21 protein-coding genes and 1 tRNA gene are annotated in these 20,337 nt (G+C 71.7%); 8 read left to right on the forward strand and 14 right to left on the reverse strand.

All coding sequences use genetic code 11. The annotated features are described in order from the left end of the window. The first annotated feature begins 9 nt into the window (after positions 1–9). Complete coding sequence (locus P3X83_RS12020; protein WP_277305061.1) at positions 10–2,082, forward strand: MMPL family transporter; 2,073 nt, start codon at positions 10–12, stop codon at positions 2,080–2,082. Here the strand turns inward: P3X83_RS12020 and P3X83_RS12025 are convergent. Together P3X83_RS12025 and P3X83_RS12030 are read right to left on the reverse strand one after the other, a co-directional pair. Next, the gene (locus tag P3X83_RS12025; RefSeq protein ID WP_277305062.1) at positions 2,030–3,352 is read right to left on the reverse strand and encodes a hypothetical protein; all 1,323 of its coding nucleotides are present in this window, start codon (positions 3,350–3,352) and stop codon (positions 2,030–2,032) included. The two genes, P3X83_RS12020 and P3X83_RS12025, sit on opposite strands and share 53 nt — an antisense overlap. Positions 3,353–3,555: 203 nt before the next feature. Further along, positions 3,556–4,521: a thiamine-phosphate kinase gene (locus tag P3X83_RS12030; protein ID WP_277305165.1), complete on the reverse strand. Its 966-nt coding sequence runs from the start codon at positions 4,519–4,521 to the stop codon at positions 3,556–3,558. A gap of 86 nt (positions 4,522–4,607) precedes the next feature. On the opposite strand from P3X83_RS12030, the gene P3X83_RS12035 reads away from it, so the two are divergent. Beyond that, the gene (locus P3X83_RS12035) at positions 4,608–4,841 is read left to right on the forward strand and encodes an Lrp/AsnC ligand binding domain-containing protein (protein WP_277305063.1); all 234 of its coding nucleotides are present in this window, start codon (positions 4,608–4,610) and stop codon (positions 4,839–4,841) included. A gap of 26 nt (positions 4,842–4,867) precedes the next feature. Then, positions 4,868–5,308 carry a DUF3515 domain-containing protein gene (locus P3X83_RS12040; RefSeq protein WP_277305064.1) on the forward strand — a complete coding sequence of 147 codons (441 nt, stop codon included), beginning with the start codon at positions 4,868–4,870 and terminating at the stop codon, positions 5,306–5,308. 9 nt (positions 5,309–5,317) lie between these two features. Here the strand turns inward: P3X83_RS12040 and P3X83_RS12045 are convergent, their stop codons facing one another. The 4 genes from P3X83_RS12045 to P3X83_RS12060 form a co-directional block, all read right to left on the reverse strand. Continuing rightward, on the reverse strand, positions 5,318–6,415 hold the full coding sequence (locus P3X83_RS12045) for a D-alanine--D-alanine ligase family protein (protein WP_277305065.1): 1,098 nt from the start codon (positions 6,413–6,415) through the stop codon (positions 5,318–5,320). Between the two features lie 67 nt (positions 6,416–6,482). Then, complete coding sequence (locus P3X83_RS12050) at positions 6,483–7,730, reverse strand: aminotransferase class I/II-fold pyridoxal phosphate-dependent enzyme (RefSeq protein ID WP_277305066.1); 1,248 nt, start codon at positions 7,728–7,730, stop codon at positions 6,483–6,485. Between the two features lie 9 nt (positions 7,731–7,739). Continuing rightward, positions 7,740–8,750, reverse strand: a complete 1,011-nt coding sequence (locus P3X83_RS12055; protein WP_277305067.1) for an NAD(P)H-dependent glycerol-3-phosphate dehydrogenase — start codon at positions 8,748–8,750, stop codon at positions 7,740–7,742. Positions 8,751–8,770: 20 nt separating this feature from the next. Continuing rightward, positions 8,771–9,541: a lysophospholipid acyltransferase family protein gene (locus tag P3X83_RS12060; RefSeq protein ID WP_277305068.1), complete on the reverse strand. Its 771-nt coding sequence runs from the start codon at positions 9,539–9,541 to the stop codon at positions 8,771–8,773. Between the two features lie 85 nt (positions 9,542–9,626). On the opposite strand from P3X83_RS12060, the gene cofC reads away from it, so the two are divergent. Together cofC and P3X83_RS12070 are read left to right on the forward strand one after the other, a co-directional pair. Then, entirely contained in the window at positions 9,627–10,283 is a 657-nt protein-coding gene (gene cofC, locus P3X83_RS12065; protein WP_277305070.1) for a 2-phospho-L-lactate guanylyltransferase, read from the forward strand. Positions 10,284–10,287: 4 nt separating this feature from the next. Next, positions 10,288–10,491, forward strand: a complete 204-nt coding sequence (locus P3X83_RS12070; protein WP_277305071.1) for a hypothetical protein — start codon at positions 10,288–10,290, stop codon at positions 10,489–10,491. Positions 10,492–10,605: 114 nt separating this feature from the next. Here the strand turns inward: P3X83_RS12070 and P3X83_RS12075 are convergent, their stop codons facing one another. From P3X83_RS12075 to leuC, 4 genes are all read right to left on the reverse strand, one after another. Continuing rightward, positions 10,606–10,902 carry an HU family DNA-binding protein gene (locus tag P3X83_RS12075; protein ID WP_277305072.1) on the reverse strand — a complete coding sequence of 99 codons (297 nt, stop codon included), beginning with the start codon at positions 10,900–10,902 and terminating at the stop codon, positions 10,606–10,608. A gap of 99 nt (positions 10,903–11,001) precedes the next feature. Then, positions 11,002–11,403 (reverse strand): hypothetical protein, encoded by a 402-nt coding sequence (locus P3X83_RS12080; protein WP_277305073.1) that lies wholly within the window; start codon positions 11,401–11,403, stop codon positions 11,002–11,004. Further along, positions 11,382–11,969: a 3-isopropylmalate dehydratase small subunit gene (leuD, locus tag P3X83_RS12085; RefSeq protein ID WP_277305074.1), complete on the reverse strand. Its 588-nt coding sequence runs from the start codon at positions 11,967–11,969 to the stop codon at positions 11,382–11,384. The genes P3X83_RS12080 and leuD overlap by 22 nt, the downstream gene beginning before the upstream one ends. A gap of 25 nt (positions 11,970–11,994) precedes the next feature. Then, a complete protein-coding gene (leuC, locus tag P3X83_RS12090) occupies positions 11,995–13,380 on the reverse strand; it encodes a 3-isopropylmalate dehydratase large subunit (RefSeq protein ID WP_277305075.1) in 1,386 nt (461 codons plus the stop codon). Between the two features lie 60 nt (positions 13,381–13,440). Here leuC and P3X83_RS12095 point away from each other — a divergent pair, with 60 nt between their 5' ends. Both P3X83_RS12095 and P3X83_RS12100 read left to right on the forward strand, forming a co-directional pair. Continuing rightward, on the forward strand, positions 13,441–14,157 hold the full coding sequence (locus P3X83_RS12095; RefSeq protein ID WP_277305076.1) for an IclR family transcriptional regulator: 717 nt from the start codon (positions 13,441–13,443) through the stop codon (positions 14,155–14,157). A gap of 119 nt (positions 14,158–14,276) precedes the next feature. Further along, the gene (locus tag P3X83_RS12100; protein WP_277305077.1) at positions 14,277–16,025 is read left to right on the forward strand and encodes a hypothetical protein; all 1,749 of its coding nucleotides are present in this window, start codon (positions 14,277–14,279) and stop codon (positions 16,023–16,025) included. A 251-nt stretch (positions 16,026–16,276) separates the two neighbouring features. Here P3X83_RS12100 and P3X83_RS12105 read toward each other — a convergent pair whose 3' ends face one another. Together P3X83_RS12105 and P3X83_RS12110 are read right to left on the reverse strand one after the other, a co-directional pair. Continuing rightward, a complete protein-coding gene (locus P3X83_RS12105; protein ID WP_277305078.1) occupies positions 16,277–17,308 on the reverse strand; it encodes a TlpA disulfide reductase family protein in 1,032 nt (343 codons plus the stop codon). 100 nt (positions 17,309–17,408) lie between these two features. After that, a tRNA-Glu gene (locus P3X83_RS12110) sits at positions 17,409–17,481 on the reverse strand. Between the two features lie 178 nt (positions 17,482–17,659). Here P3X83_RS12110 and P3X83_RS12115 point away from each other — a divergent pair. Beyond that, complete coding sequence (locus P3X83_RS12115) at positions 17,660–18,874, forward strand: polyprenyl synthetase family protein (protein ID WP_277305079.1); 1,215 nt, start codon at positions 17,660–17,662, stop codon at positions 18,872–18,874. Here the strand turns inward: P3X83_RS12115 and P3X83_RS12120 are convergent. Both P3X83_RS12120 and P3X83_RS12125 read right to left on the reverse strand, forming a co-directional pair. Further along, positions 18,864–19,460 carry a hypothetical protein gene (locus P3X83_RS12120; protein ID WP_277305080.1) on the reverse strand — a complete coding sequence of 199 codons (597 nt, stop codon included), beginning with the start codon at positions 19,458–19,460 and terminating at the stop codon, positions 18,864–18,866. The genes P3X83_RS12115 and P3X83_RS12120 overlap by 11 nt on opposite strands. A 12-nt stretch (positions 19,461–19,472) precedes the next feature. Continuing rightward, positions 19,473–20,129, reverse strand: a complete 657-nt coding sequence (locus P3X83_RS12125) for a response regulator transcription factor (RefSeq protein WP_277305081.1) — start codon at positions 20,127–20,129, stop codon at positions 19,473–19,475. Positions 20,130–20,337 lie beyond the last annotated feature (208 nt).

The following is a 20,337-nucleotide window of genomic DNA, read 5'->3' on the forward strand; positions in this document are numbered from 1 at the left end:
TCATCGGCCATGAGATTCATGAACGCGCTCGCGTGGTTCTGTGTGCGTCACCGCTGGGTCGTTGCGCTCGCGTGGCCTGCTCTGGCCGCCGGTCTGATCGCCGGGGCGGCGGTCGCGGCGGGGCCGTCCGACGACGACTTCAGCATGCCCGGCTCGGAGACCCAGCAGGCCGCCGACCTGATCGGGGATCGCGGGGACGAACCCGTCGGCTCCCTGGTCCTCACCGCCCCCGGGGGGATGCGCGCCCCCGACGTGAGACGGGCGGTCACCGACCTCGTCGCCCGCGTGGACGCGGTGCCCGGCGTGACCGTGCGGTCCCGTGAGGAGCGGATCTCCGCGGACGGCACGGTCACCCTCGTCCCGCTGGAGTACGAGGGGACCGGCGTGGTCGCCCCCCTCAAAAACCTGCGCGACTCCTACCGCCCCCCGCCCGGGGCCCCCGCGCTGACGGTCGAGCTGTCCGGCGACGACTTCGCCAGTGTCACGCCCGGCGGGCTGACCGAGGGCATCGGCCTGCTGGCCGCCGCGGTGATCCTGCTGCTGGCCTTCAGGTCGCTGATCGCGATGGCGCTGCCGCTGCTGGTCGGGATCGTCGGCGTGGTCTGCGGGGTGTCGCTGCTCGCCCTGCTGCAGAACTTCGCCGCCGTGCCGAGCTTCGCGGTGTTCCTCACGATCATGCTGGGCCTGGGCGTCGGCATCGACTACGCGCTGCTCATCGTGACCCGCTTCCGCACGGCCCTGGCCGCCGGTACGCCCGTGCCCGAGGCAGTGGTGACCGCGATGAACACGGCGGGCCGCTCGGTGCTGTTCGCCGGGTTCACCGTGATCTTGACCGGTTCGGGCATCCTCTTCCTCGGCCCCGAGCTGGGCGGCGGGATGGCCCTCGCCGCGGGCTCCGGCGTGCTGATGGTGATGCTCGCCGCGCTCACCCTGCTGCCCGCGCTGCTGAGCCGGATCGGCACGCGGATCGACCGGTTCGGCCTGCCGCGCCGCCGCGCCGAGCGGGACCGGCCCGAACGGCGGCTCTCCTACCGGTGGAGCCGGGTCATCCAGCGCCGCCCGCTGCCCGCCCTGGTGGTCTCCGCGCTGCTGCTCGGCGTGCTCGCGCTGCCCGCCGCCGACCTGCGCTTCGGCTGGTCCGACGCCTCCGACCGGGCGGTGAGCGACACCACGCGCCGCGCGCACGACCTGCTCTCGCGGGGGTTCGGGCCGGGCGCGGAGGCGCCGGTCCTGCTGGCCTCGCGTGAGCCGATCGGCCCGGCGGTACGGCAGGCCGCCGCCATGGACGGCGTCGCCGAGGCCATCGAGCTGAACGCCACGACCGGCATGGTGATCCCCGCGACGGCCGCGCAGGACGAGCGCACCACCGAGCTGGTCCACCGGCTGCGCGACGAACTACCGGCTCCGGTGCTGGTGACCGGCTGGGTAGCGGCCGGCGTCGACTACGCCGAGCATTCCCTCGACCGGCTGCCGTTGACGGTCGGGGCCGTGCTGCTCGCGTCGTTCCTGCTGCTCATTCCGCTGTTTCGCAGCCTGGTCCTGCCACTCAAGGCCATTGTGGTCAACCTGCTGTCGGTCGCGGCCTCCTACGGCCTGGTCGTCGCGGTCTTCCAGTGGGACGTGCTCGGCACCGGGGTGAGCGGCCCGATCGACGCCTGGGTGCCGATGATGCTGTTCGTGGTGACCTACGGCCTGTCCATGGACTACGAGGTGTTCCTGTTGTCCCGGATCCGCGAGGAGTACGCCTCAGGGCGCGCCAACGCCGACGCCGTCGCGGAGGGCCTGGCGGCGAGCGCCCGGGTGATCACCGCCGCCGCCGCGATCATGTTCTGCGTCTTCGCCGCGTTCGCCGCCTTCGACGACCGCGCGCTGCGCACCATGGGCGCGGGCCTGGCCGCGGCGGTGCTCATCGACGCCACGGTGGTCCGCCTGGTCCTGGTGCCGGCGGCGATGGAACTGCTCGGCGACCTCAACTGGTGGTTCCCGGGCCGTCGATCCCGGGTCCCTTCCCATGTCGCGGCGAGCGCGGTCACTTCACCTGACAGGTCGCTCCCGTCGCCTGGCAGGAGGCCGGGAGCTTGATCTTGCCGAGGGCGCTGAAGCCCAGCTCGATCTGGGCTCCGGGGGCGAGCCGTCCGGGGTAGCGGATGACCAGGCTGCCGCCGGTCTGCTCCCAGGAGGCGCCCTCGACCCCGGTCACCTTGCCGTTCACCGGCAGGGTGAGCGTGACCCCGGCCAGCTCACCGGCCGAGCCGTTCACGATCGAGACGCCCGCGGAGTATCCGGCGATCCGCTGCTTGAGCAGGTCCACCTCGACCTCCAGCAGGTTGTCCACGGAGTTCTCGTCCGGCGGGGCGGTGGGCACGAGGGTGGGCCGCTCGGTCGGCGGTGCCGTACGGCGCTGGTCCTCGCGGAACTGCGGTTCGTCGGTGGGCTTGGGGGTCGTCTTGACGTCCGGCGGCGGAGTGTCCTGGTCGTCGAGACGGTCCCTCGGCGGCTTGGTCTTCCTCGGACGCGGCTCCTCCGTGACGCGCGGAGCCTGGGTACGGCGCGGCGCGGCCGTCGGCGTGACGGTGGGAGTGGCCCGGTCCCTCTTCTTCTCAGCGGTCGTTTCCGCGGATTCGGTGGGATCCGGCTCCTCCGATTCCGGATCCGCCTCCGTCTCCTGCGGCGGCGCGGCGCTCCCGGACGGGCTGGGCGCCTCCGCGAGCTTGGTGACCTGCGGACTCTCCGACGCCCGCGTCATGATCTGCACTCCGGCGACCGAGCCGCCGAGCAGGGCGACCACCGCTGCCACGGAGAGCAGCGCGACCCGTCCCCGCTTCCTGGGCTCGGGAGCGACCCCTTCGCCGTCCCACGACCCCTTGTAGGGCCCTGGAGAGGGGGTCGTGGAATCGCCCTGCCATCCGGAGCCGAGGAAACCGGTGCGCTGGGCCGCGGTCTCTTCGCCGGGGAACGCGGGTGCTTGATCGTCCTCGCCGCCCGCGGCGCTCCTGGCCGGGTACACGAGCCGGTCGGTCGGCACCGCGCGCCGGTCCGGCGGATAGGACCCGTCGCCTTCGATGGATTCGGGCGCCGCCGGTTCATCGTGTCCCATGTGCGGGGCTGGATAAACCGCGGTGTGACCCGTCCCGGTGACGTCGGGCCATCCCTGCGAGGGGAGCGGGTCGGGAGTGGCGGACGGCCCCGGGGCCGCCTGGTCGCCGGGACCCCACTGTCCCGTCTGGGTCTCGGCGAGCTCCGGCCACTCGTGGCGGCCCGGCGGTTCGCCGAACGAGTTCTCGTCGTCGGGCAGCCGCCACTCGGCGGTCCACTCGGCGGCGTCGTCCTGGGGGAGCCTGCGTGGAGACACGGGCTCGTACGGACCGGTCGCCTCTGCCGGGGGCGTCAGATCGTCTCCCTGCGACCTGCGTTTACCCCGCCTGCGCGAGGGTTCTGATCCTTCTGTGCCGTGGCGGCCCATCACAGCCCTTCCTGTCGGGAACCATGGCCGCCCATCTTCATAACATCTTCAGCACTTCTTTGTCACAAAGTTCACAATAGTCACAAACATGACTACCCAGCGAAGTGGTCCCATCCGCCTGAGCCACGATCGCGTCCGTCCACCCGAATCCCCTCGCCTTCGGCGACCACTCCGACGACCATCCAGTGCGGCGGCAGAGCGGTTCCCGCCGGGAACGTCGCGGCCAGCGCGTGATCGTCACCACCGGTGAGCACCCACTCCAGGGGGTCGGCGTCCAGCGTCTCCCCCGCCTCGCGCAGCGACGCCGGGACGGCGAAGGCCGAGGCGTCCAGCTCCACGCGCACGCCGCTGGCCGTCGCGACGTGCCCCAGGTCGGACAGCAGGCCGTCGCTCACGTCGAGCATCGCCGTCGCGCCGAGGGCGGCCGCCTCCGGCCCACGGGAGTACGGCGGCAGCGGACGGCGGTGCGCGTCCACGAGCGGCCCTTCGGCGCTCGCGGTGGCCGCCATGAGCAGGGCCAGGCCGGCGGCGGCGTGGCCGAGCCGTCCGGTCACCGCGACGACGTCGCCGGGACGCGCCCCCGAGCGGGTGACGGCCGGGCGTCCGCCCAGGTCACCGAGGGCCGTGATGCCGAGCACCACCGTCTCCGACCGTGCGATGTCGCCACCCGCGACGCTCGCGCCCACCACGGCGCACTCGTCACGCAGGCCGTCACTGAGCTCGTCCAGCCACGCCAGCTCGGTCTCCGCCGGGAGGCCCAGGCCCACCACCAGGACGGTCGGATTCGCGCCCATGGCGGCGATGTCGGCGAGGTTCTGGGCGGCCGCCTTGCGCCCGATGTCGTACCCGCTGGACCAATCCCGGCGGAAGTGCCTACCCTCAAGTAACAGATCCGTCGACACGACGACCCGCCCATCCGGCGCGCTGACCAGCGCGGCATCGTCACCGGGGCCGAGCAGTACGGCCCGGCCTTGTGGCAAACGCCCTGTGATGCGCGCGACGACATTGAATTCGCCGAGATCTCCGACTGTGATGACGCACCTCCTACCGCAACACAGGGTACGGTGGCCCTTCGGCGCTGATCCAAGCTGATTCAAGGTGATTAACGCTGGTCCAACCAGCTCTGCCCGCCCGGGAGGACGTGATGGTGCAGGCGTACATCCTTATCCAGACCGAGGTCGGCAAGGCCGCAGCGGTGGCCGCGGAGATCGCCTCGATCGCCGGCGTCACCCAGGCCGAAGACGTCACGGGGCCGTACGACGTGATCGTGCGGGCCGAGGCGAACAACGTTGACGAACTGGGCAAGCTCGTGGTCGCCCAGATCCAGGCGGTCGAGGGCATCACACGCACGCTGACCTGCCCGATCGTCCACATCTAGCGAGAGAACACCACCGGACCCGCACGTTGAGAACGCCGCTGAGAGCCACCCTGACACTGGCCGTCGCCGTGCTCGCGCTCGCCGCCTGCGGCGGCGCCGTGCAGGTGGAGCCGCCGGTCCCGCAGGGCGAGACCGCCGCCGCGTGCCGACGGCTGAACGACCTGCTGCCGGGCACTCTCGACGGAGCCGAGCGAGTGGAGTCCGAGCCGAAGTCGCCCTACGTGGCGGTGTGGGGCGCGGGAGAGATCGCGCTGCGCTGCGGTGTCCCGCGTCCCGCCGCCATGGCCCCGACCGACCGCCTCTCGGAGATCAACGGCGTCGGCTGGTTCGCCGATCCGAAGCTCCCCACCCTCTACACCGCCGTGACCGGCAGCGGCTACGTCGAGGTCACCATCGCGCGCACGCACGACCCCGGCGAGGTGCTCGGGGCACTGTCCGCCCCGATCGCCAAGACCCTGCCCGCCTGAGTTCCGGTCTCAGCGCAGTCCCGGCGGGCGGCGCAGGGCGAGCTGGATGAGATGGTCCACCAGCCCCGCGTACGGCAGGCCCGTGGCCGCCCAGAGCTGCGGCGCCACCGACGTGGACGTGAACCCGGGCATCGTGTTGATCTCGTTGAGCACGACCCGGCCGTCCGGGGTGTAGAAGAAGTCGACCCGCGCCAGCCCCTCGCAGCCCAGCGCCTCGAACGCGCGCACCGCCATGGCGCGCAGCTCCTCGGCCGCCTCCTCCGGGATCCCGGCCGGGATGTCGAGGTCGATGTGCCCCTCGGTGTACTTCGCGGTGAAGTCGTAGAACTCGTGGTCGTCGCGGACGCGCACCTCGCCCGGCCGGCTCGCGCGGGGCGGCGCGTCGTCCAGCGACTCCAGCACCGCGCACTCGACCTCGCGCCCCGGGATCGCGGCCTCCACGAGCACCTTGGGGTCGTGCTCCCTGGCCAGCTCGACGGCCGCCTCCAGCTCCTCAGGGGAGGACGCCTTGGAGATGCCCTGGCTGGACCCGGCCCGCGCGGGCTTGACGAACACCGGCAGGCCCAGCTCGTGGACCTCCTTCAGCACCCGGTCGCGGTCGAGCCGCCAGTCTCGGTCACGGATCACCACGTACTCGCCGATCGGCAGCCCGGCCGCGCCGAGCACCGCCTTCATGTACGCCTTGTCCATGCCGACGGCGCTGGCCAGCACCCCGGAGCCGACATATCGCACCCCCGCCATCTCCAGCAGGCCCTGGATCGTGCCGTCCTCGCCGAACGGACCGTGCAGGACGGGGAAGACCACGTCCACCGCGCCCAGCTCGACGGGGATGCTCCCGGGCGAGAGCGCGACCAGCGACGCCTCACCGGACGGCAGCGCGAGCGCCGTACCCGACTCGTCAACGGTCGCCTCGATGGCGAACCGCTGGTCTCCCGGCGCGAGCACCCACCTGCCGTCCTGGGCGATGCCCACCGGCACCACGTCGTACTTCGACCGGTCGATGACGGAAAGCACGCTTCCCGCTCCGAGTAGTGACACCGCGTGCTCGGAGTTTCGGCCGCCGAAGACGATGGCGACCCGTGGACGGGGCTCCCGCTGCTCGTTCATGATGCCCGAATCTACCGCCTCAACGGTCAGACCCGGCGAGCCGACACGTCTCCGAACTACTGTGCCTCTACTGGGCTCCTACCGGGCGAAGGGAATCAAGCGCCCTGGTCACATCGGCGATGAGGTCCTCGGCGTCCTCCAGCCCGACCGAGAAGCGAACCGCCCCGGCGTCGATGCCCGACGCGGCCAGCGCGCCCTCGGCGAGACGGCGGTGCGAGGTCGAGGCCACGTGCGCCGCCCTGGTGTGGGTGCCGCCCACCGAGGTGCCGATCCCGGCCAGGCGCAGGGCGTCGGCGAGGGCGGCCCCCGCCTCGTAGCCGCCGGTGGGCGTGATGGTGACGCACGCGCCGTACCGGGTGCCCTCGGGGCCGGAGTCGAAGAGGTGGCGGGCGAGCCGGTTGCCCGGATGGCCGGGCAGGCCCGGGTAGTCGACCCGGCGGACGGCCGGGTGCTTGGCGAGCGACGCGGCGAACACCATCGCGGTCGAGCACATCCGGCGCACCCGCAGGGTCAGCGTCTCCATCCCCCTGCGCAGCAGGAACGCGTCGTCGGGCGACAGCGAGCCGCCGGTGTCGACGCGGACCTCGCGAAGCTGGTGGATCAGGTCGGGACGGCCGACCACCACCCCGCCGGTGGAGTCGTCGTGGCCGCCGAGGTACTTGGTCGCCGAATGGACGACCAGGTCGGCGCCGTGCTCCAGGGGGCGGCAGACGATCGGGGTGGCCAGCGTGGAGTCCACGACGAGGAGCGCCCCCGCGCTGCGGGCGATCCGGTAGAGGCCGCGCAGGTCGGCCACCGCCATGGTCGGGTTGGCCATGGTCTCCGCGAAGATGATCTTCGTGTTGGGCCGGACGGCGGCGTGGACGCGGGTGAGGTCGGTGTGGTCCACGAAGTCGGCGCTCACCCCGAACCTGCTCAGCACGTTGGTGAGCAGCGAGAACGTCCCGCCGTACAACTGGGTCGGGGCGATCACGTGCGATCCGGCGCGCAGGAACGCCATGAACACGCCGTGGATGGCCGCCATGCCGGAGGCGAAAGCCTGGCCCGCGACGTCCTCGGGCGCCGCCGCGCCCTCCAGGAAGGCCACGGCCGCGGCGAAGGAGGCCGTGGTCGGATTGTCGACGCGCCCGTGAGTGTGGCCGGGGGCGCGGTCGCCGAGCGCGTCGTCGTACTCGGCCGAGTCGCGGAAGTTCCACGCCGCGGCCCGCCAGACCGGCTGGCCGAAGGTCGACTGGGCGGGGCTCTCCGGCGGGGGCAGGTGGATGGAACGGGTGTTCTCACCGAGTCTGCGTCGGGCGCGTCGTGGTCCAGTCACACTAAGAAGTCACACTCCGTACCGTTCGGGCTTGGGCGACCGCGACATCAGCAGCATCGCGGCCTCGCCGGGGCTCAGGCCGTCGTGCACGACACCCACCACCACCTCGGTAATCGGCATCTCCACGTCGTGTTTCCTCGCCAGTTCGAGCACCGACTCGCAGGACTTCACACCTTCGGCGGTCTGCTTGGTGGCCGCGATCACTTCGGCCAAGGTCATTCCGCGACCCAAATTCTCGCCGAAAGTGCGGTTCCTGGACAATGGTGACGCACAAGTCGCTACAAGGTCTCCCATTCCAGCCAAACCCGCAAAAGTATGCTGATCTGCCCCCAGAGCCGCACCCAACCGGGAAATCTCCGCCAGTCCCCTGGTCATCATCATCGCCCGCACGTTGTCGCCCAGTTCCATCCCCACCGCGACGCCAACGGCCAGCGCGATGACGTTCTTGACGGCCCCGCCCAGTTCCACCCCGACCACGTCGGTGTTGGTGTACGGACGGAACCACGGCGGCGCGTGGCACGCCTCCTGGAGCCGCTGCGCCACGACCTCGTCGGTGCAGGCCACGACGGTGGCCGCCGGCTGCCCCTGGGCGATCTCCGGCGCCAGGTTGGGCCCGGACACGACCGCCACCCGCTCCTCGGGAACCCCCGCGACCTCCCTGATCACCTCGCTCATCCGCTTGGTGGTGCCCAGCTCGATGCCCTTCATCAGGCTGACCAGGATCGCCCTGGGCGGGATCGCCGACGCCCACTCGGCGAGATTGCCGCGCAGCGACTGCGAGGGGACGGCGAGCACCACGAACTCGGCGCCGTCCAGAGCCTCCGCCGGATCAGTCGTGGCGCGCAGCGAGTCGGGAAGAACGACCCCCGGCAGATAGCCGGAATTGCGGTGGTGCCGGTTGATCTCATCGACGACCTCGGCACGACGGCCCCAGATGGTGGTCCGCGTTCCTGCGGCGCAGAGAATCGTCGCGAACGTGGTGCCCCACGAACCGGTCCCGAAAACGGCGGCTTTGCTCATTTCATTACCGTACGCTGCGATCAACCGTCCGAGCGTCTTCCGGTGTCCGTCTCGCCACCCTCGGGTGCGTCGCCGCCCGGGTCGGGCGCGTTCCTGTCGAACGGGACGTCAGGCGCCTTCTCCCCGCGGATATCGGCGAGCTGGGCGGTGATCGCCGCGATGATGTCGGCGGTGGCGTCGCGCAGCACGTCAGTGTGCGCCGGCCGTCCGGCGTATCGCGACAGATCGACCGGCGGCCCCGCCTTGATGTGGAACGTCTTGCGCGGGAACGGCCTCGGCCGCTTCGCCCCGTACGGCAGCAGCTCCTGCGCGCCCCAGTGGGCCACCGGCACGACCGGCGCGCCCGTGGCCAGCGCCAGCCGGGCGGCACCCGTCTTGCCGCTCATCGGCCACAGGTTGGGATCGCGCGTGCAGGTGCCCTCCGGGTAGAAGATCACGCACGCGCCGCCCCTGACCGCCCGCTCGGCCGCCCGGAGCGAGTTCGCGGCGTCGGCGGTGTCGCGGTAGACCGGGATCGTGCGCAGCCAGGCCACGATCTTGCCCAGCACCGGCACCCCGAAGATGCCCGACTTGGCCAGGAACACGGGCCAGCGCCCGTTGTCGTAGAGGTAGTGCCCGAGCAGCACGGGGTCGGTCCAGGACAGGTGGTTGGCCGCGATGATCACCCCGCCGGTGCCCGGAATGTGCTCTCTCCCCCGCCAGTCGCGCCGCATCAGGGCCAGTGACAGTGGCTTCATCAGCACCACGGCCACGTACTCCCAAAAGCGCGAAGGTCGATCGTGGCGGGTCATCGGCTCCTCCTGTCCACGCGGGGCGGCGCACGCCGCAAGTCTCCCGGTTGCGGCGCGCGGGTGTCGAGGCGCGATGCTTAAGGGTATGCGTGCATCGGAAAGTTCCGCCTGGTCTCTCGTGGTCCCGGTGAAGACCCTGGTCGCGGCCAAGACCAGGCTCACCGAGGCGGCGGGGCCGCACCGCACGGCCCTGGCCGTCGCGATCGCCTGCGACACCGTGTCGGCGGCGCTGCTCTGCCCGCGCGTGGCGCGGGTCGTGGTCGTCACCGGCGACCCCCAGGCCGCCGGGCCGCTGCGCGACGTGGGCGGCCACGTGGTGGACGATCCCCAAGCGGGCCTGAACGCGGCCCTGCGCCGCGGCGCGGCCGAAGCCGTGCGCCTGGCCCCCGGCGACGCGGTCGGGGCCCTCCAGGCCGACCTCCCCGCGCTGCGCCCCGCCGAACTGGACGCCGCGCTCGCCGCAGCCGAGGACTTCGAGATGTCGTTCGTGCCGGACGCCGCCGGAGTCGGCACCACCTTCTACGGCACCCTGCCCGGCACGCCGTTCACGCCCGGGTTCGGCGGCGAGTCGCGCGCCAGGCACCTCGGACGCGGGGCCAAGGAACTCGACCGTGACGACATCCCCTCGGTCCGCCGGGACGTGGACACCCCCGCCGACCTGGCCGACGCCCTGTCGCTCGGCGTCGGACCGCGCACGGCGGAAGTCGCCAGGCTCATATTCCCGCCCACCGGTCTACGCTGAACGTGTGCAGGCGACAGTGCGAACATACGATCAAGAGACCCGATCGGGTTCGGTCTTCCTCGACGACGGCAGCGTGCTCACGTTCGGCACCCAGGCGTTCGACGCCGGTCCGCTGCGCCTGCTGCGCTCCGGCCAACGCGTCAACATCCGGCTGACCGGCGGCGAGATCACCGCGATCACCCTGTCCACCTTCCCCCTACCCGACTAGGGCGGGCCCGGCGGGCGTCGGCTGGAACGAGCCGGGCCAGGAACAAGCCGGGCCAGGAACAAGGCGGGGCGCCCCGGGCGTGGATCGCCCCGGGCGCCCATACCGCGAGCCGGTCTACTTCTTCTTTACCCTTTTGCCCCCGGCGTTGACCTGCTCCTTGAAATCCGCACCCGGGCGGAACCGCGGAGCCCAGCTCTCGGCCACCTTGATCGGAGCACCGGTCGAAGGGTTCCTTGCCGTACGAGCCGGCTTGTGCACCATCTCAAAGGCGCCGAAACCGGTGATCGAGACCTTGTCCCCGCCCGCGACCGCTTTCTGAATGGCATCGAGGACGGCATTCACCGCCTCATTGGCGGTCTTCTTGTCGCCGACCCGATCCGCGATGGCATCGACGAGTTCCCGCTTGTTCATCTAGGTTGCTCCCCCTGTAACGGCACGGGGTTCCAGCACACCAGGCAACGGTTCACCAAACCCCTTCTCGCTTGAAATTAGGGGAAGGCGAGCCAGGACTCAATCACCATGCGCGAAGTTTCGCCTACTCGGCGTGTCGGAAGCCCCGTCCGATAGGCTCTCCGGCCCTCCCGCGGGGTGCGATTCGGATTCCAGCACGGCCAGATCGCGGAGAAAGACCGAAAGGCGGGCCCCGGCGTGGGCCAGGTCCCGCTTGGAGACGTCGCAGATGGCCAGCAGACGGCGCGCCAGCCGGTCCCGCCGCTCCGGCGGCAGCCCGAGCGCGCGGACGCGGCGATGCGTCTCACGCAGCCGCCGCGCCAGTTCCTCCTCGCTCTCGAACTCGTTCCCGCCCTCGAACTCGGCCGCGAGTTCGGGCTGGATGTTCAGAGCAGGAGTGGACGGGCCCGCGGGATGAGCCCGCGGGCCGTCGGGTCCGGTCAGACGGTGGTCGGCAGCCATGACTGCCGACCATTCTCGTATGTCGTGATGTGGTCGGCCGCACGCAGGGTCAGCCCGATGTCGTCGAGCCCCTCCATCAGCCGCCAGCGCGTGTAGTCGTCGATCTCGAAACCGGCGGCGCGACCGGCCCAGCGGACCTCGCGCTCGCCGAGGTCGACGGTCACCTCGGTGGCCGGGTCGGCCTCCACCGCGGCCTGGATCTCCTCCACGGTCTCGCCCGGCAGGACCACCGGCAGCAGGCCCATCTTGGTGGAGTTGCTGCGGAAGATGTCGCCGAACCTCGCCGAGATCACGGCGCGGAAGCCGTACTGCTGAAGCGCCCACACGGCGTGCTCGCGGGAGGACCCGGTGCCGAACTCCGGCCCGGTGACCAGGATCGAGGCCCCCTCGTAGACCGGGTCGTTCAGCACGAAGGCGGGGTCTTCGCGCCAGGCGGAGAACAGCCCCTTCTCGAACCCGGTCCGGCTGACCTGCTTGAGCCACACGGCCGGGATGATCTGGTCGGTGTCGACGTTGCTCCGGCGCAGCGGCACGGCGCGCCCGGTGTGCGTGGTGAATGCGTCCATCGTCGGTGTCGTTCCTTACCGGTCGTTACAGGTCGGCGGGGGCGGTCAGGCGGCCGGTCACGGCCGTGGCGGCGGCCACGGCGGGCGAGACCAGGTGGGTCCTGCCGCCCTTGCCCTGCCTGCCCTCGAAGTTGCGGTTGGAGGTCGAGGCGCTGCGCTCGCCGGGCGACAGCGTGTCCGGGTTCATCCCCAGGCACATCGAGCAGCCCGCCTCACGCCACTCGGCGCCCGCCGCGGTGAAGACCTCGTGCAGGCCCTCCTCCTCGGCGGCCTTCTTGACCTGCATGGACCCCGGCACGATCAGCGTGCGGGTGACCACCTGCCGGCCGCGCAGCACGTCGGCGGCGGCCCGGAGGTCCTCGATCCTGCCGTTGGTGCAGGAGCCGACGAAGACGGTGTCGACCGCGATCTCGCGCAGCGGCGTGCCCGCCTGGAGGCCCATGTACTCCAGGGCGCGCTCGGCGGCGGAGCGGGCGATCGGGTCGTCGAACGTGTCGGGGGCGGGCACCACGGCGCTCAGCGGCGCGCCCTGGCCCGGGTTGGTGCCCCAGGTCACGAACGGCGTGAGCGTGCTCGCGTCGATCTCGACGACCTTGTCGAAGACTGCGTCGTCGTCGGTGCGCAGCGACTTCCAGTACTCCACCGCGGCGTCCCAGTCGGCCCCGGAGGGGGCGTGCGGGCGGCCCTTGAGGTACTCGAAGGTGGTCTCGTCGGGCGCGATCATGCCCGCGCGGGCCCCGGCCTCGATGGACATGTTGCAGACGGTCATCCGGCCCTCCATGGAGAGCTTGCGGATGGCCTCGCCGCGGTATTCCACGATGTAGCCCTGGCCGCCGCCGGTGCCGATCTTGGCGATGATGGCCAGGATCAGGTCCTTGGCCGTGACGCCCGCGGGCAGCTCGCCGGAGACCTCGATGGCCATCGTCTTGGGACGGTACGACGGCAGCGTCTGGGTGGCCAGCACGTGCTCGACCTCGGAGGTGCCGATGCCGAAGGCGATGCCGCCGAACGCGCCGTGCGTGGAGGTGTGCGAGTCGCCGCACACGATCGTCATGCCCGGCTGGGTCAGCCCGAACTGCGGGCCGATGATGTGCACCACGCCCTGCCCGGCGTCGCCCATCGGGTGCAGCCGGATGCCGAACTGCGCGCAGTTCTTGCGCAGCGTCTCCACCTGGGTGCGCGAGACCGGGTCGCTGATCGGGCCGAGCAGCGTCGGCACGTTGTGGTCCTCGGTCGCGATGGTGAGCTCGGGACGGCGCACCTTGCGGCCCGCCATGCGAAGGCCGTCGAACGCCTGCGGGCTGGTGACCTCGTGGACCAGGTGCAGGTCGATGTAGAGGAGGTCGGGCTCTCCCTCGGCACGCCGCACGACGTGCTGCTCCCAGACCTTCTCGGCCAGTGTGCGACCCATTGGCTCGCCTCCCACTTATCTGACTTGCCTTCTCATATCGCGAGACTGCAGTATCGGCTTATGGACAACTCTAGCGGAGTCGGCGTACTGGACAAGGCCGTTCTCGTGCTCAATGCCCTCGAAGCCGGCCCCGCGTCGCTGGCGCAGCTCGTGCAGGCCACCGGTCTCGCCCGGCCGACGGCCCATCGGCTGGCCGTGGCCCTCGAACACCACCGCATCGTCACCCGCGACACACAAGGCCGCTTCGTGCTCGGCCCCCGGCTCTCAGAGCTGTCCACGGCCGCCGGCGAGGACCGGCTGCTCGCCGTGGCCTCTCCCGTGCTCACCCAACTGCGCGACCTCACCGGAGAGAGCGCCCAACTGTACCGGCGGCAGGGCGATGAACGGGTCTGCGTGGCCGCCGCCGAGCGCGCCAGCGGCCTGCGCGACACCGTCCCCGTCGGCACCGCCCTGCCCATGACGGCCGGCTCGGCCGCCCAGGTGCTCCTGGCCTGGGAGGAGCCCGACCGCCTGCACCGGGGCCTGCGCGGCGCGAAGTTCACCGCCGCCACCCTGTCCAGCGTCCGCAGGCGCGGCTGGGCGCACAGCGTGGGCGAGCGCGAACAGGGCGTGGCCAGCGTCTCTGCGGCGGTCCGCGGCGCGGGCGGCAAGGTGATCGCCGCGGTTTCCGTGTCCGGCCCCATCGAACGCCTCACCCGCACCCCCGGCCGCCTCCACGCCGCCCCCGTGGTCACCGCCGCCGAACGCATCACCGAGGCCATGCGCCGCGCCAACTGACGCGAGCCGCGCATCGCCTCCGCCCGTCGGTACAACGGGCAGGATCAATGCGTCAATTGACGCCGTCCGCCAATGGATATGGGGAGGCAAGCGCTCTTCGGTGCGACTAGCCTGGGCGAGTGACAGATCGCATCGAGGCAGCCGCCGCTGAGCTGCGTCCCCTGCTCCAAGAGTTCATCCTGTGGGCGCCTGAGCACGCGCCCGACAGCGATCCCGATCTGGTCGGGCCCGCTGTACTCTGGCATCGGCTGGCGGCATCCCCCCATATCGGCAGGTGGAGGCGCAAAGACCTCCGCACCATCCTGCTCGACCGCATGCCTCAGGTCGTCGAAGACCCGCAGGAGGCGGCCGACGGCATGATCCCCGCCGTGCGGGCCTACCTCACCTTCATGTCCGAGACCGGCCGCCTGGCCGAGGGCTCCGACAAGCTCGACGTGCTGCTAGACGAGCTGGAGGAGCTGGAGGAGGAGTTCACCGAGGCGATGGACGAGGTCGCCGACTACGACTCCGACGACGATGACGACGCCGAGGAGGCCGAGAGCCTGGGCGACTTCGAGCCGTTCGCCGACGTCATCGGCGGGCTGCCGACGATCCGGCTGCGGCCCGACGTCGAGCTGGCCGAGGCGGCGCGCGCGGTGCCGCTGCTCACGACGACCCGTGACCTCGCGATCTGGGTCGGGCCGTCGCGCAAGGTCGGCGAGGAGAGCCTGCTCACCGACGCCGAGATCAAGGAGGCGCTCGCGGCCACCGGCCTGCCGGAGCCGCCGCCCGCCACCGGCGACGACGACGCGCCGCTCGCCCAGCGGGTCCCCGCGCTGTGGAACGTCTGGAACCTCGCCGTCGATCTGGAGTTCCTGCTGCCGCAGGGCGACGACACGGTCGGCGTGGCCGACGACACCGCCGCCTGGCCGTTCGACGACGACGAAGACGTGCTCGACGTCTGGCTGCTCGGCCTCCAGTCGGTCGACTACGGCGACCCGGAGCTCGACGACGAGGAGCTCACCCTCACGCTGTCCGGCCTCACCAGGGCGGCGCTGGTCCGCCTGCTCGTGGCCGAGGGCTCGCGCGACCTGAACGAGCTGCGCGCCGAGCTGGAGGAGGCGGTGTCCGACCTCGACGACCTCGGCGCCGACGCCTGGGCCGCGGCCACCGAGCAGAACGGCGACGCGCTGGCCACCGTGGTCGACTGGCTCAAGGAATACCGCATCGTGACCGTCGAGGGCGACGACGTTCGCCTGACCCCCCTCGGCTTCGAGGGCGTGGTCCACCTGGTCGACGACGCCGACATCGAGGTGGACGCCCGCCCCGCGATCGACGCCATGACCGCGCTCGACCTGCTGTCCTTCAGCGCCGAGCTGCCCGAGGACGAGGCCGACGCCGAGTTCGCCGCGTGGATGAAGCTGCGCGAGCCCGCGCAGGCGGCCAGGGAACTGCTCCAGGCGGCGGCCGAGGACGACGCCGACGCGCTGATCAGGGTCCAGGCGGCCAGCATGGTCGGCACGCTCGGCGATCAGGCGGTGCCCGCGTGGCAGGAGGCCCTGGAGATCTCCTCGCTGCGCCCCTACGCCGCGACCCACCTGACGCAGCTTGAGGTCGAGGAGGCCCCGGAGCCCACCCAGGCCGATACGCAATGGCTGATCCTCGACATGTGGACCATCTCCGCCGGTCTCGGGCGCCAGGAGTTCGTCAGCAGCCTGCACGACATCGGTTCGGCGGGCGACCTGTGCAACCTGCTCGACGTCATCTGGAAGGTCCCCCACCCGCACCTGGAGGAGCTCCTGGAAGCCATCGGGCAGGCCCACCCCGACCGCCAGGTCGGCAAGGCCGCCAAGCGCGCCCTCTTCAAGGCCCGCTCCTCCGCCAACTGAACGCCAACTGAACGCCGCCTGCCCGCTCCGGCCGGCGACGCCTGTGCCCGTTTTCGCGCCAGGGGTTCCGGCCCTTGGCGTCATGACGGTTGGGCGGGTTGGGCGTCGGCCGTTGGCCGGTGCCGTAACGGCGCGGGCGGACCGCGCCTGAGAAGCGCTCGGGCACCGGGGCCGGGCCTGGGCAGGGCGTCGGGTGGTGGGGGCTTGCCGTGGCCGGACGGCCCCGGCGGTGACCGCCGGGCGCCCGCCCCTCAGCCGGCCTGGTGCCAGTCGGGGAGCGGGCGGTAGATCGCGACGCCGCTGGTCTCCAGCTCCTCGCGCAGCCGGAAGTACTCGTCGCCGAACGGGTCCACCCCCGCGAGCGGCATCAGCCCGCGACGGATGGACACGTCGTGCGGGGCCAGTTCCGCCGCCGCCGCGAGGTGGCGTTCGGCCGCCGCCCGGCGGCCCTGGCGGAACAGCCACGCGGCGATCCGGCCGTGCAGCCGGGCCACCCGCTCGGCGGCGGTCGAGGCCCGCAGGTGCTCCCGTACGGCCTGCGCGCTCAGCCCGCTCTCGCCCTCCCGCACCCACCGGCGCAGCGCCGCCTTCGCGGCGTCCGAGGACAGCCCGTTCATCGACCGGAAGGTGTCGGTCGCGGTCATGGTGTCCTGGGGGCGGGCGATCCGGCCGTCCTCGCCGATCCAGACCACGGTGGGCACGTTGACCACGTTGAACAGCTCCGACACCCGCCCCTCGGTGTCCACCAGCGCGGTGTGCGCGAGCCCCTCGATCCACGGCGCGGCGTCGTCGGCGCGGCGGTCCAGCGACACGCTGACCACGGCGAAGCCGGACCCGGCCAGCTCGCGGTGCAGTTCGTCCCACGCGGCCAGGTCGTAGCGGCAGCCGCACCAGGACGCCCAGAACACCAGCGCGATCTTCGTGCCCCGGCGGGCGGACAACGTGAAGTCTCCGAGGGTGAAGTCGGGAGCCTCTCCCGCCGACAGCCCCTCGGGCTCCCCGACGGCCACCACGCCCTCCTCGGCGTCCGTGACGACCTCGCGGCCCAGGAGCCCTGCGAAGGCCGTCAGATCCACTCCCGGGCCCGCTGAGCCGTCTTCTGCGGGCACGTCGGCCACCGCCGCCCTGAAGGCCGGGACGCAGGCGTCTCCACGGCACCAGCCGTGCGGCTTGCGCTCCCATCCCAGGACCGGCGCGCCGTGCGGCAGCACGAGCCCCTCGATCCGTTCTTCGCGTCCGTCGGCGAGCAGCGTGATCATCTTCATCCCGTTAGATAGCGTCACTCTCCAATCATTGGATAGTAGCGCTCTCCAGTCAAGTGATGGTGCCCGGAAACGCGAAAAACCCCCTGGGAGATCTCCCAAGGGGTGTTGCTGCTGCGAGTAGTCCCGACCGGATTCGAACCGGCGTTACCGCCTTGAGAGGGCGGCGTCCTAGGCCACTAGACGACGGGACCGCATACATCGGGAGGGCGTTGAGACCCTCCCCGTGTCGCTCGGTTTCCCTGGCGACGGCAGTAACTCTACCGCACCCCAAGTGGTGGGCAAAACGGTTAGCGCCAGGGTCCGCCGAGCTGAGAAACGACTCAGCCGGTCTCAGCCCACACACAGCCCCCACGATGCACCGTGGAGGACATGACAGGAAATCTCGCCCGGACCACCGGCCGCCCTTCGCCTGACGCCGTCACGGCCTCGCCATCGGCGTTCCCGCCCGCGACCGGCGGTCCCTTAGCACCCCTGACCGGCGCTTCCCTGGCGTCCACGACGGGCGGCGCGTACCGGTCCGCCACGCCCGCGACCCACGCGAGCCGGGGAGCCCCCGAACCGCCCACCTCGGACGCGGGCGCGGGACGGCACCGGGGCGGCTCCCCCGGCGGCACCCTCACCGCGCACGCGCCCGTACGGGACGGCCTGCGGCGCGTGGAGGCGACCATCCGCCGGCTCAGCAACTCCTCGCGGCTGGCGGCGATCAACGACGCGACCGGCCGGATCACGTCGGCGGGCGGCAAACGGCTGCGGCCCGCGCTGACCCTGGCCACCGGCCTGGCGCTCGGCGGCGCCCCGACCCGGCGGCTGATCACGGGCGCCGCGTGCGTCGAACTGATCCACGCCGGATCGCTGGTCCACGACGACCTGATGGACGAGGCCGTGGAACGGCGCGGCGCCCAGACCCTCAACGCCGAACTGGGCGCCCCCCGGGCCCTGGTGATCGGCGACTTCATGCTGGCCAGGGCCGGGCTCGCGGCGCTCACCGCCGTGTCCCGCCCGGTCGCCGAGACCCTCGCCAACACCACCGTCGAACTGGCCGAGGGACAGTTCCAGGAGACGGCCGGCCTGTTCGACCCGCAACGCACCACCGAGGACGCGATGCGGTCGATCACCGGCAAGACCGCGTCGCTGTTCCGGGCGAGCTGCCTGGTGGCGGCGCACTGCGCGCACGCCGCGCCCGAGCAGCGGGTGGGCCTCGCGGTGTACGGCGAGCGGTTCGGCCAGGTCTTCCAGATCCTCGACGACCTGCTCGACCTGGCCGCCGACTCCGCCGTCCTCGGCAAGCCGGCCGGAAACGACCTCCGGCACGGCGTCTACACCCTGCCGCTGCTGTGGGCGCTCGCCGAGCCCGGCCTCGACGGCGTGCGCGAACTGCTCGGCCGCCGCCTCACCGAGGAGGAGGTGGAGCACATCCTGCACGCCCTGCGGCGCGGCGACCTGGTAGAGCGGACCATCGAGCGCTGCCGCCGGATGGCCGCCGAGACGCCGCTGCCCGACCTGCCGCGCGGGGAGATCGCCGAGTCGCTGGCCGCGCTGCCCACCGCCTACATCGACTGGACCGCCGCGCTGATCACGCGCTGACCGGCAGGAGATCGGGGCGGTGACGGGCGACCCAGGCTCCCATCTCACCTTCCTGCCAGGCGGGGTCGAGCTCGCCGAGCGGGATGGCGACCTGAGGACGACCGGTGCGCGGATCCACGGGAGCCTCCGCGAGCCGGGCGCGCATCCAGCCGGGAACCCTGCGCGGAACGACGCGCTCGCCCCAGCCGATCAACCCGAGCGCCTCGGTCGCCCCGGCGCGCACACGCATGCCGCCGGGGCGTCCGACCTTCCGGGGACTCGCCATCCGCGTCTCCACCCGCCCCACCCGCGTGATGTCCGGCCAGGCCAGGCTCACGCGGAACCCGAGGGCGTCCTCCAGCTCCACGCCGGACGGCGAGAACCGGACGACGGTGCCCGCGACCATCCGGTCGTACTTCACCTTCAGCACCAGGACCAGGACCGCCGTCGCCGCCAGCCCGACCAGCACGCCCCCGATGGCGGTCGTCGTGAAGATCCCGCCCAGGAGCATCGTCACCAGGAAGAACATCACCAGCAGGGCGACGAACGGCAGCACGAACCTGCCGAAGTCGCGGTTGACGCGGAACTCCTGCACGGGCGCACGCATCTCGTCATCCATCTAGTCCAGCAGCCCCCGCCGATACGCCTCCGCGACGGCGGAGGCCCGGTCACGCACGTCGAGCTTGGCGTAGACGTGCAGCAGGTGGGTCTTGATGCTCGCCTCGCTGATGAACAGCCGGGCGGCGGCCTCCTTGTTGGTCGCCCCACCGGCGACGAGCCTGAGCACCTGCGTCTCCCGGGGGCTCAGCGCGCTGGCGGACGGCTTGCGCACCCGCCCCACGAGAACCCCGGCCACGGACGGCGCGAGCACCGTCTCCCCACGATACGAGGCGCGTACGGCCTGCAGCAGATCCTCGGTGGGCGCGTCCTTCAACAGGTAACCGGTCGCCCCCGCCTCGATCGCGGGCAGCACGTCGGCGTCGGTGTCGAACGTCGTCAGCACCAGCACCCGCGTCCCCGGCACCGCCTCCCGCAACCGCCGCGTGGCCCGCACGCCGTCCATCCCGGGCATCCGCAGATCCATGAGCACGAGATCGACGGCCAGCTCCCCCGCCACCCGAACAGCCTCGGCACCGTCCCCGGCCTCCCCCACCACCTCGATATCAGCCACAGTCGCGAACGCCGCCCGCAACCCATCCCGCACGATCGGATGATCATCCACAATCAAAACCCGAATCGCCACCTCATCACCCAACGCCCTCACCCCCCTCTCCATCACCCACCCCAACCCTACGAACCCCCCAACCTCCCGCGCCCGCATAACTCCTGCCCCCCGCAGCACCCGCCCCGCCACACACCACCAGTACGGCAGACCGGTCCACTCTCGCCCGACAGGCCGCCACCGACTGACGAGAGCATGGGGCCGCCACCGGCCCAACACGGCTCCCAGGAAGCAACCAGATCAGCCGGGGCCGCCCGCACGG

This window comes from Spongiactinospora sp. TRM90649, from assembly GCF_029382225.1.
In the GTDB taxonomy this organism is placed as follows: domain Bacteria; phylum Actinomycetota; class Actinomycetes; order Streptosporangiales; family Streptosporangiaceae; genus Spongiactinospora.

Coding starts and splice junctions, on each gene's coding strand:
- P3X83_RS12020 (WP_277305061.1), top strand. CDS start 10: ATGAGATTCATGAACGCGCTCGCGTGGTTCTGTGTGCGTCACCGCTGG.
- P3X83_RS12035 (WP_277305063.1), top strand. CDS start 4,608: ATGGTGCAGGCGTACATCCTTATCCAGACCGAGGTCGGCAAGGCCGCA.
- P3X83_RS12045 (WP_277305065.1), bottom strand. CDS start 6,415: ATGAACGAGCAGCGGGAGCCCCGTCCACGGGTCGCCATCGTCTTCGGC.
- P3X83_RS12055 (WP_277305067.1), bottom strand. CDS start 8,750: ATGAGCAAAGCCGCCGTTTTCGGGACCGGTTCGTGGGGCACCACGTTC.
- P3X83_RS12060 (WP_277305068.1), bottom strand. CDS start 9,541: ATGACCCGCCACGATCGACCTTCGCGCTTTTGGGAGTACGTGGCCGTG.
- cofC (WP_277305070.1), top strand. CDS start 9,627: ATGCGTGCATCGGAAAGTTCCGCCTGGTCTCTCGTGGTCCCGGTGAAG.
- P3X83_RS12075 (WP_277305072.1), bottom strand. CDS start 10,902: ATGAACAAGCGGGAACTCGTCGATGCCATCGCGGATCGGGTCGGCGAC.
- P3X83_RS12080 (WP_277305073.1), bottom strand. CDS start 11,403: ATGGCTGCCGACCACCGTCTGACCGGACCCGACGGCCCGCGGGCTCAT.
- leuD (WP_277305074.1), bottom strand. CDS start 11,969: ATGGACGCATTCACCACGCACACCGGGCGCGCCGTGCCGCTGCGCCGG.
- leuC (WP_277305075.1), bottom strand. CDS start 13,380: ATGGGTCGCACACTGGCCGAGAAGGTCTGGGAGCAGCACGTCGTGCGG.
- P3X83_RS12095 (WP_277305076.1), top strand. CDS start 13,441: ATGGACAACTCTAGCGGAGTCGGCGTACTGGACAAGGCCGTTCTCGTG.
- P3X83_RS12115 (WP_277305079.1), top strand. CDS start 17,660: ATGACAGGAAATCTCGCCCGGACCACCGGCCGCCCTTCGCCTGACGCC.
- P3X83_RS12120 (WP_277305080.1), bottom strand. CDS start 19,460: ATGCGTGCGCCCGTGCAGGAGTTCCGCGTCAACCGCGACTTCGGCAGG.
- P3X83_RS12125 (WP_277305081.1), bottom strand. CDS start 20,129: ATGGAGAGGGGGGTGAGGGCGTTGGGTGATGAGGTGGCGATTCGGGTT.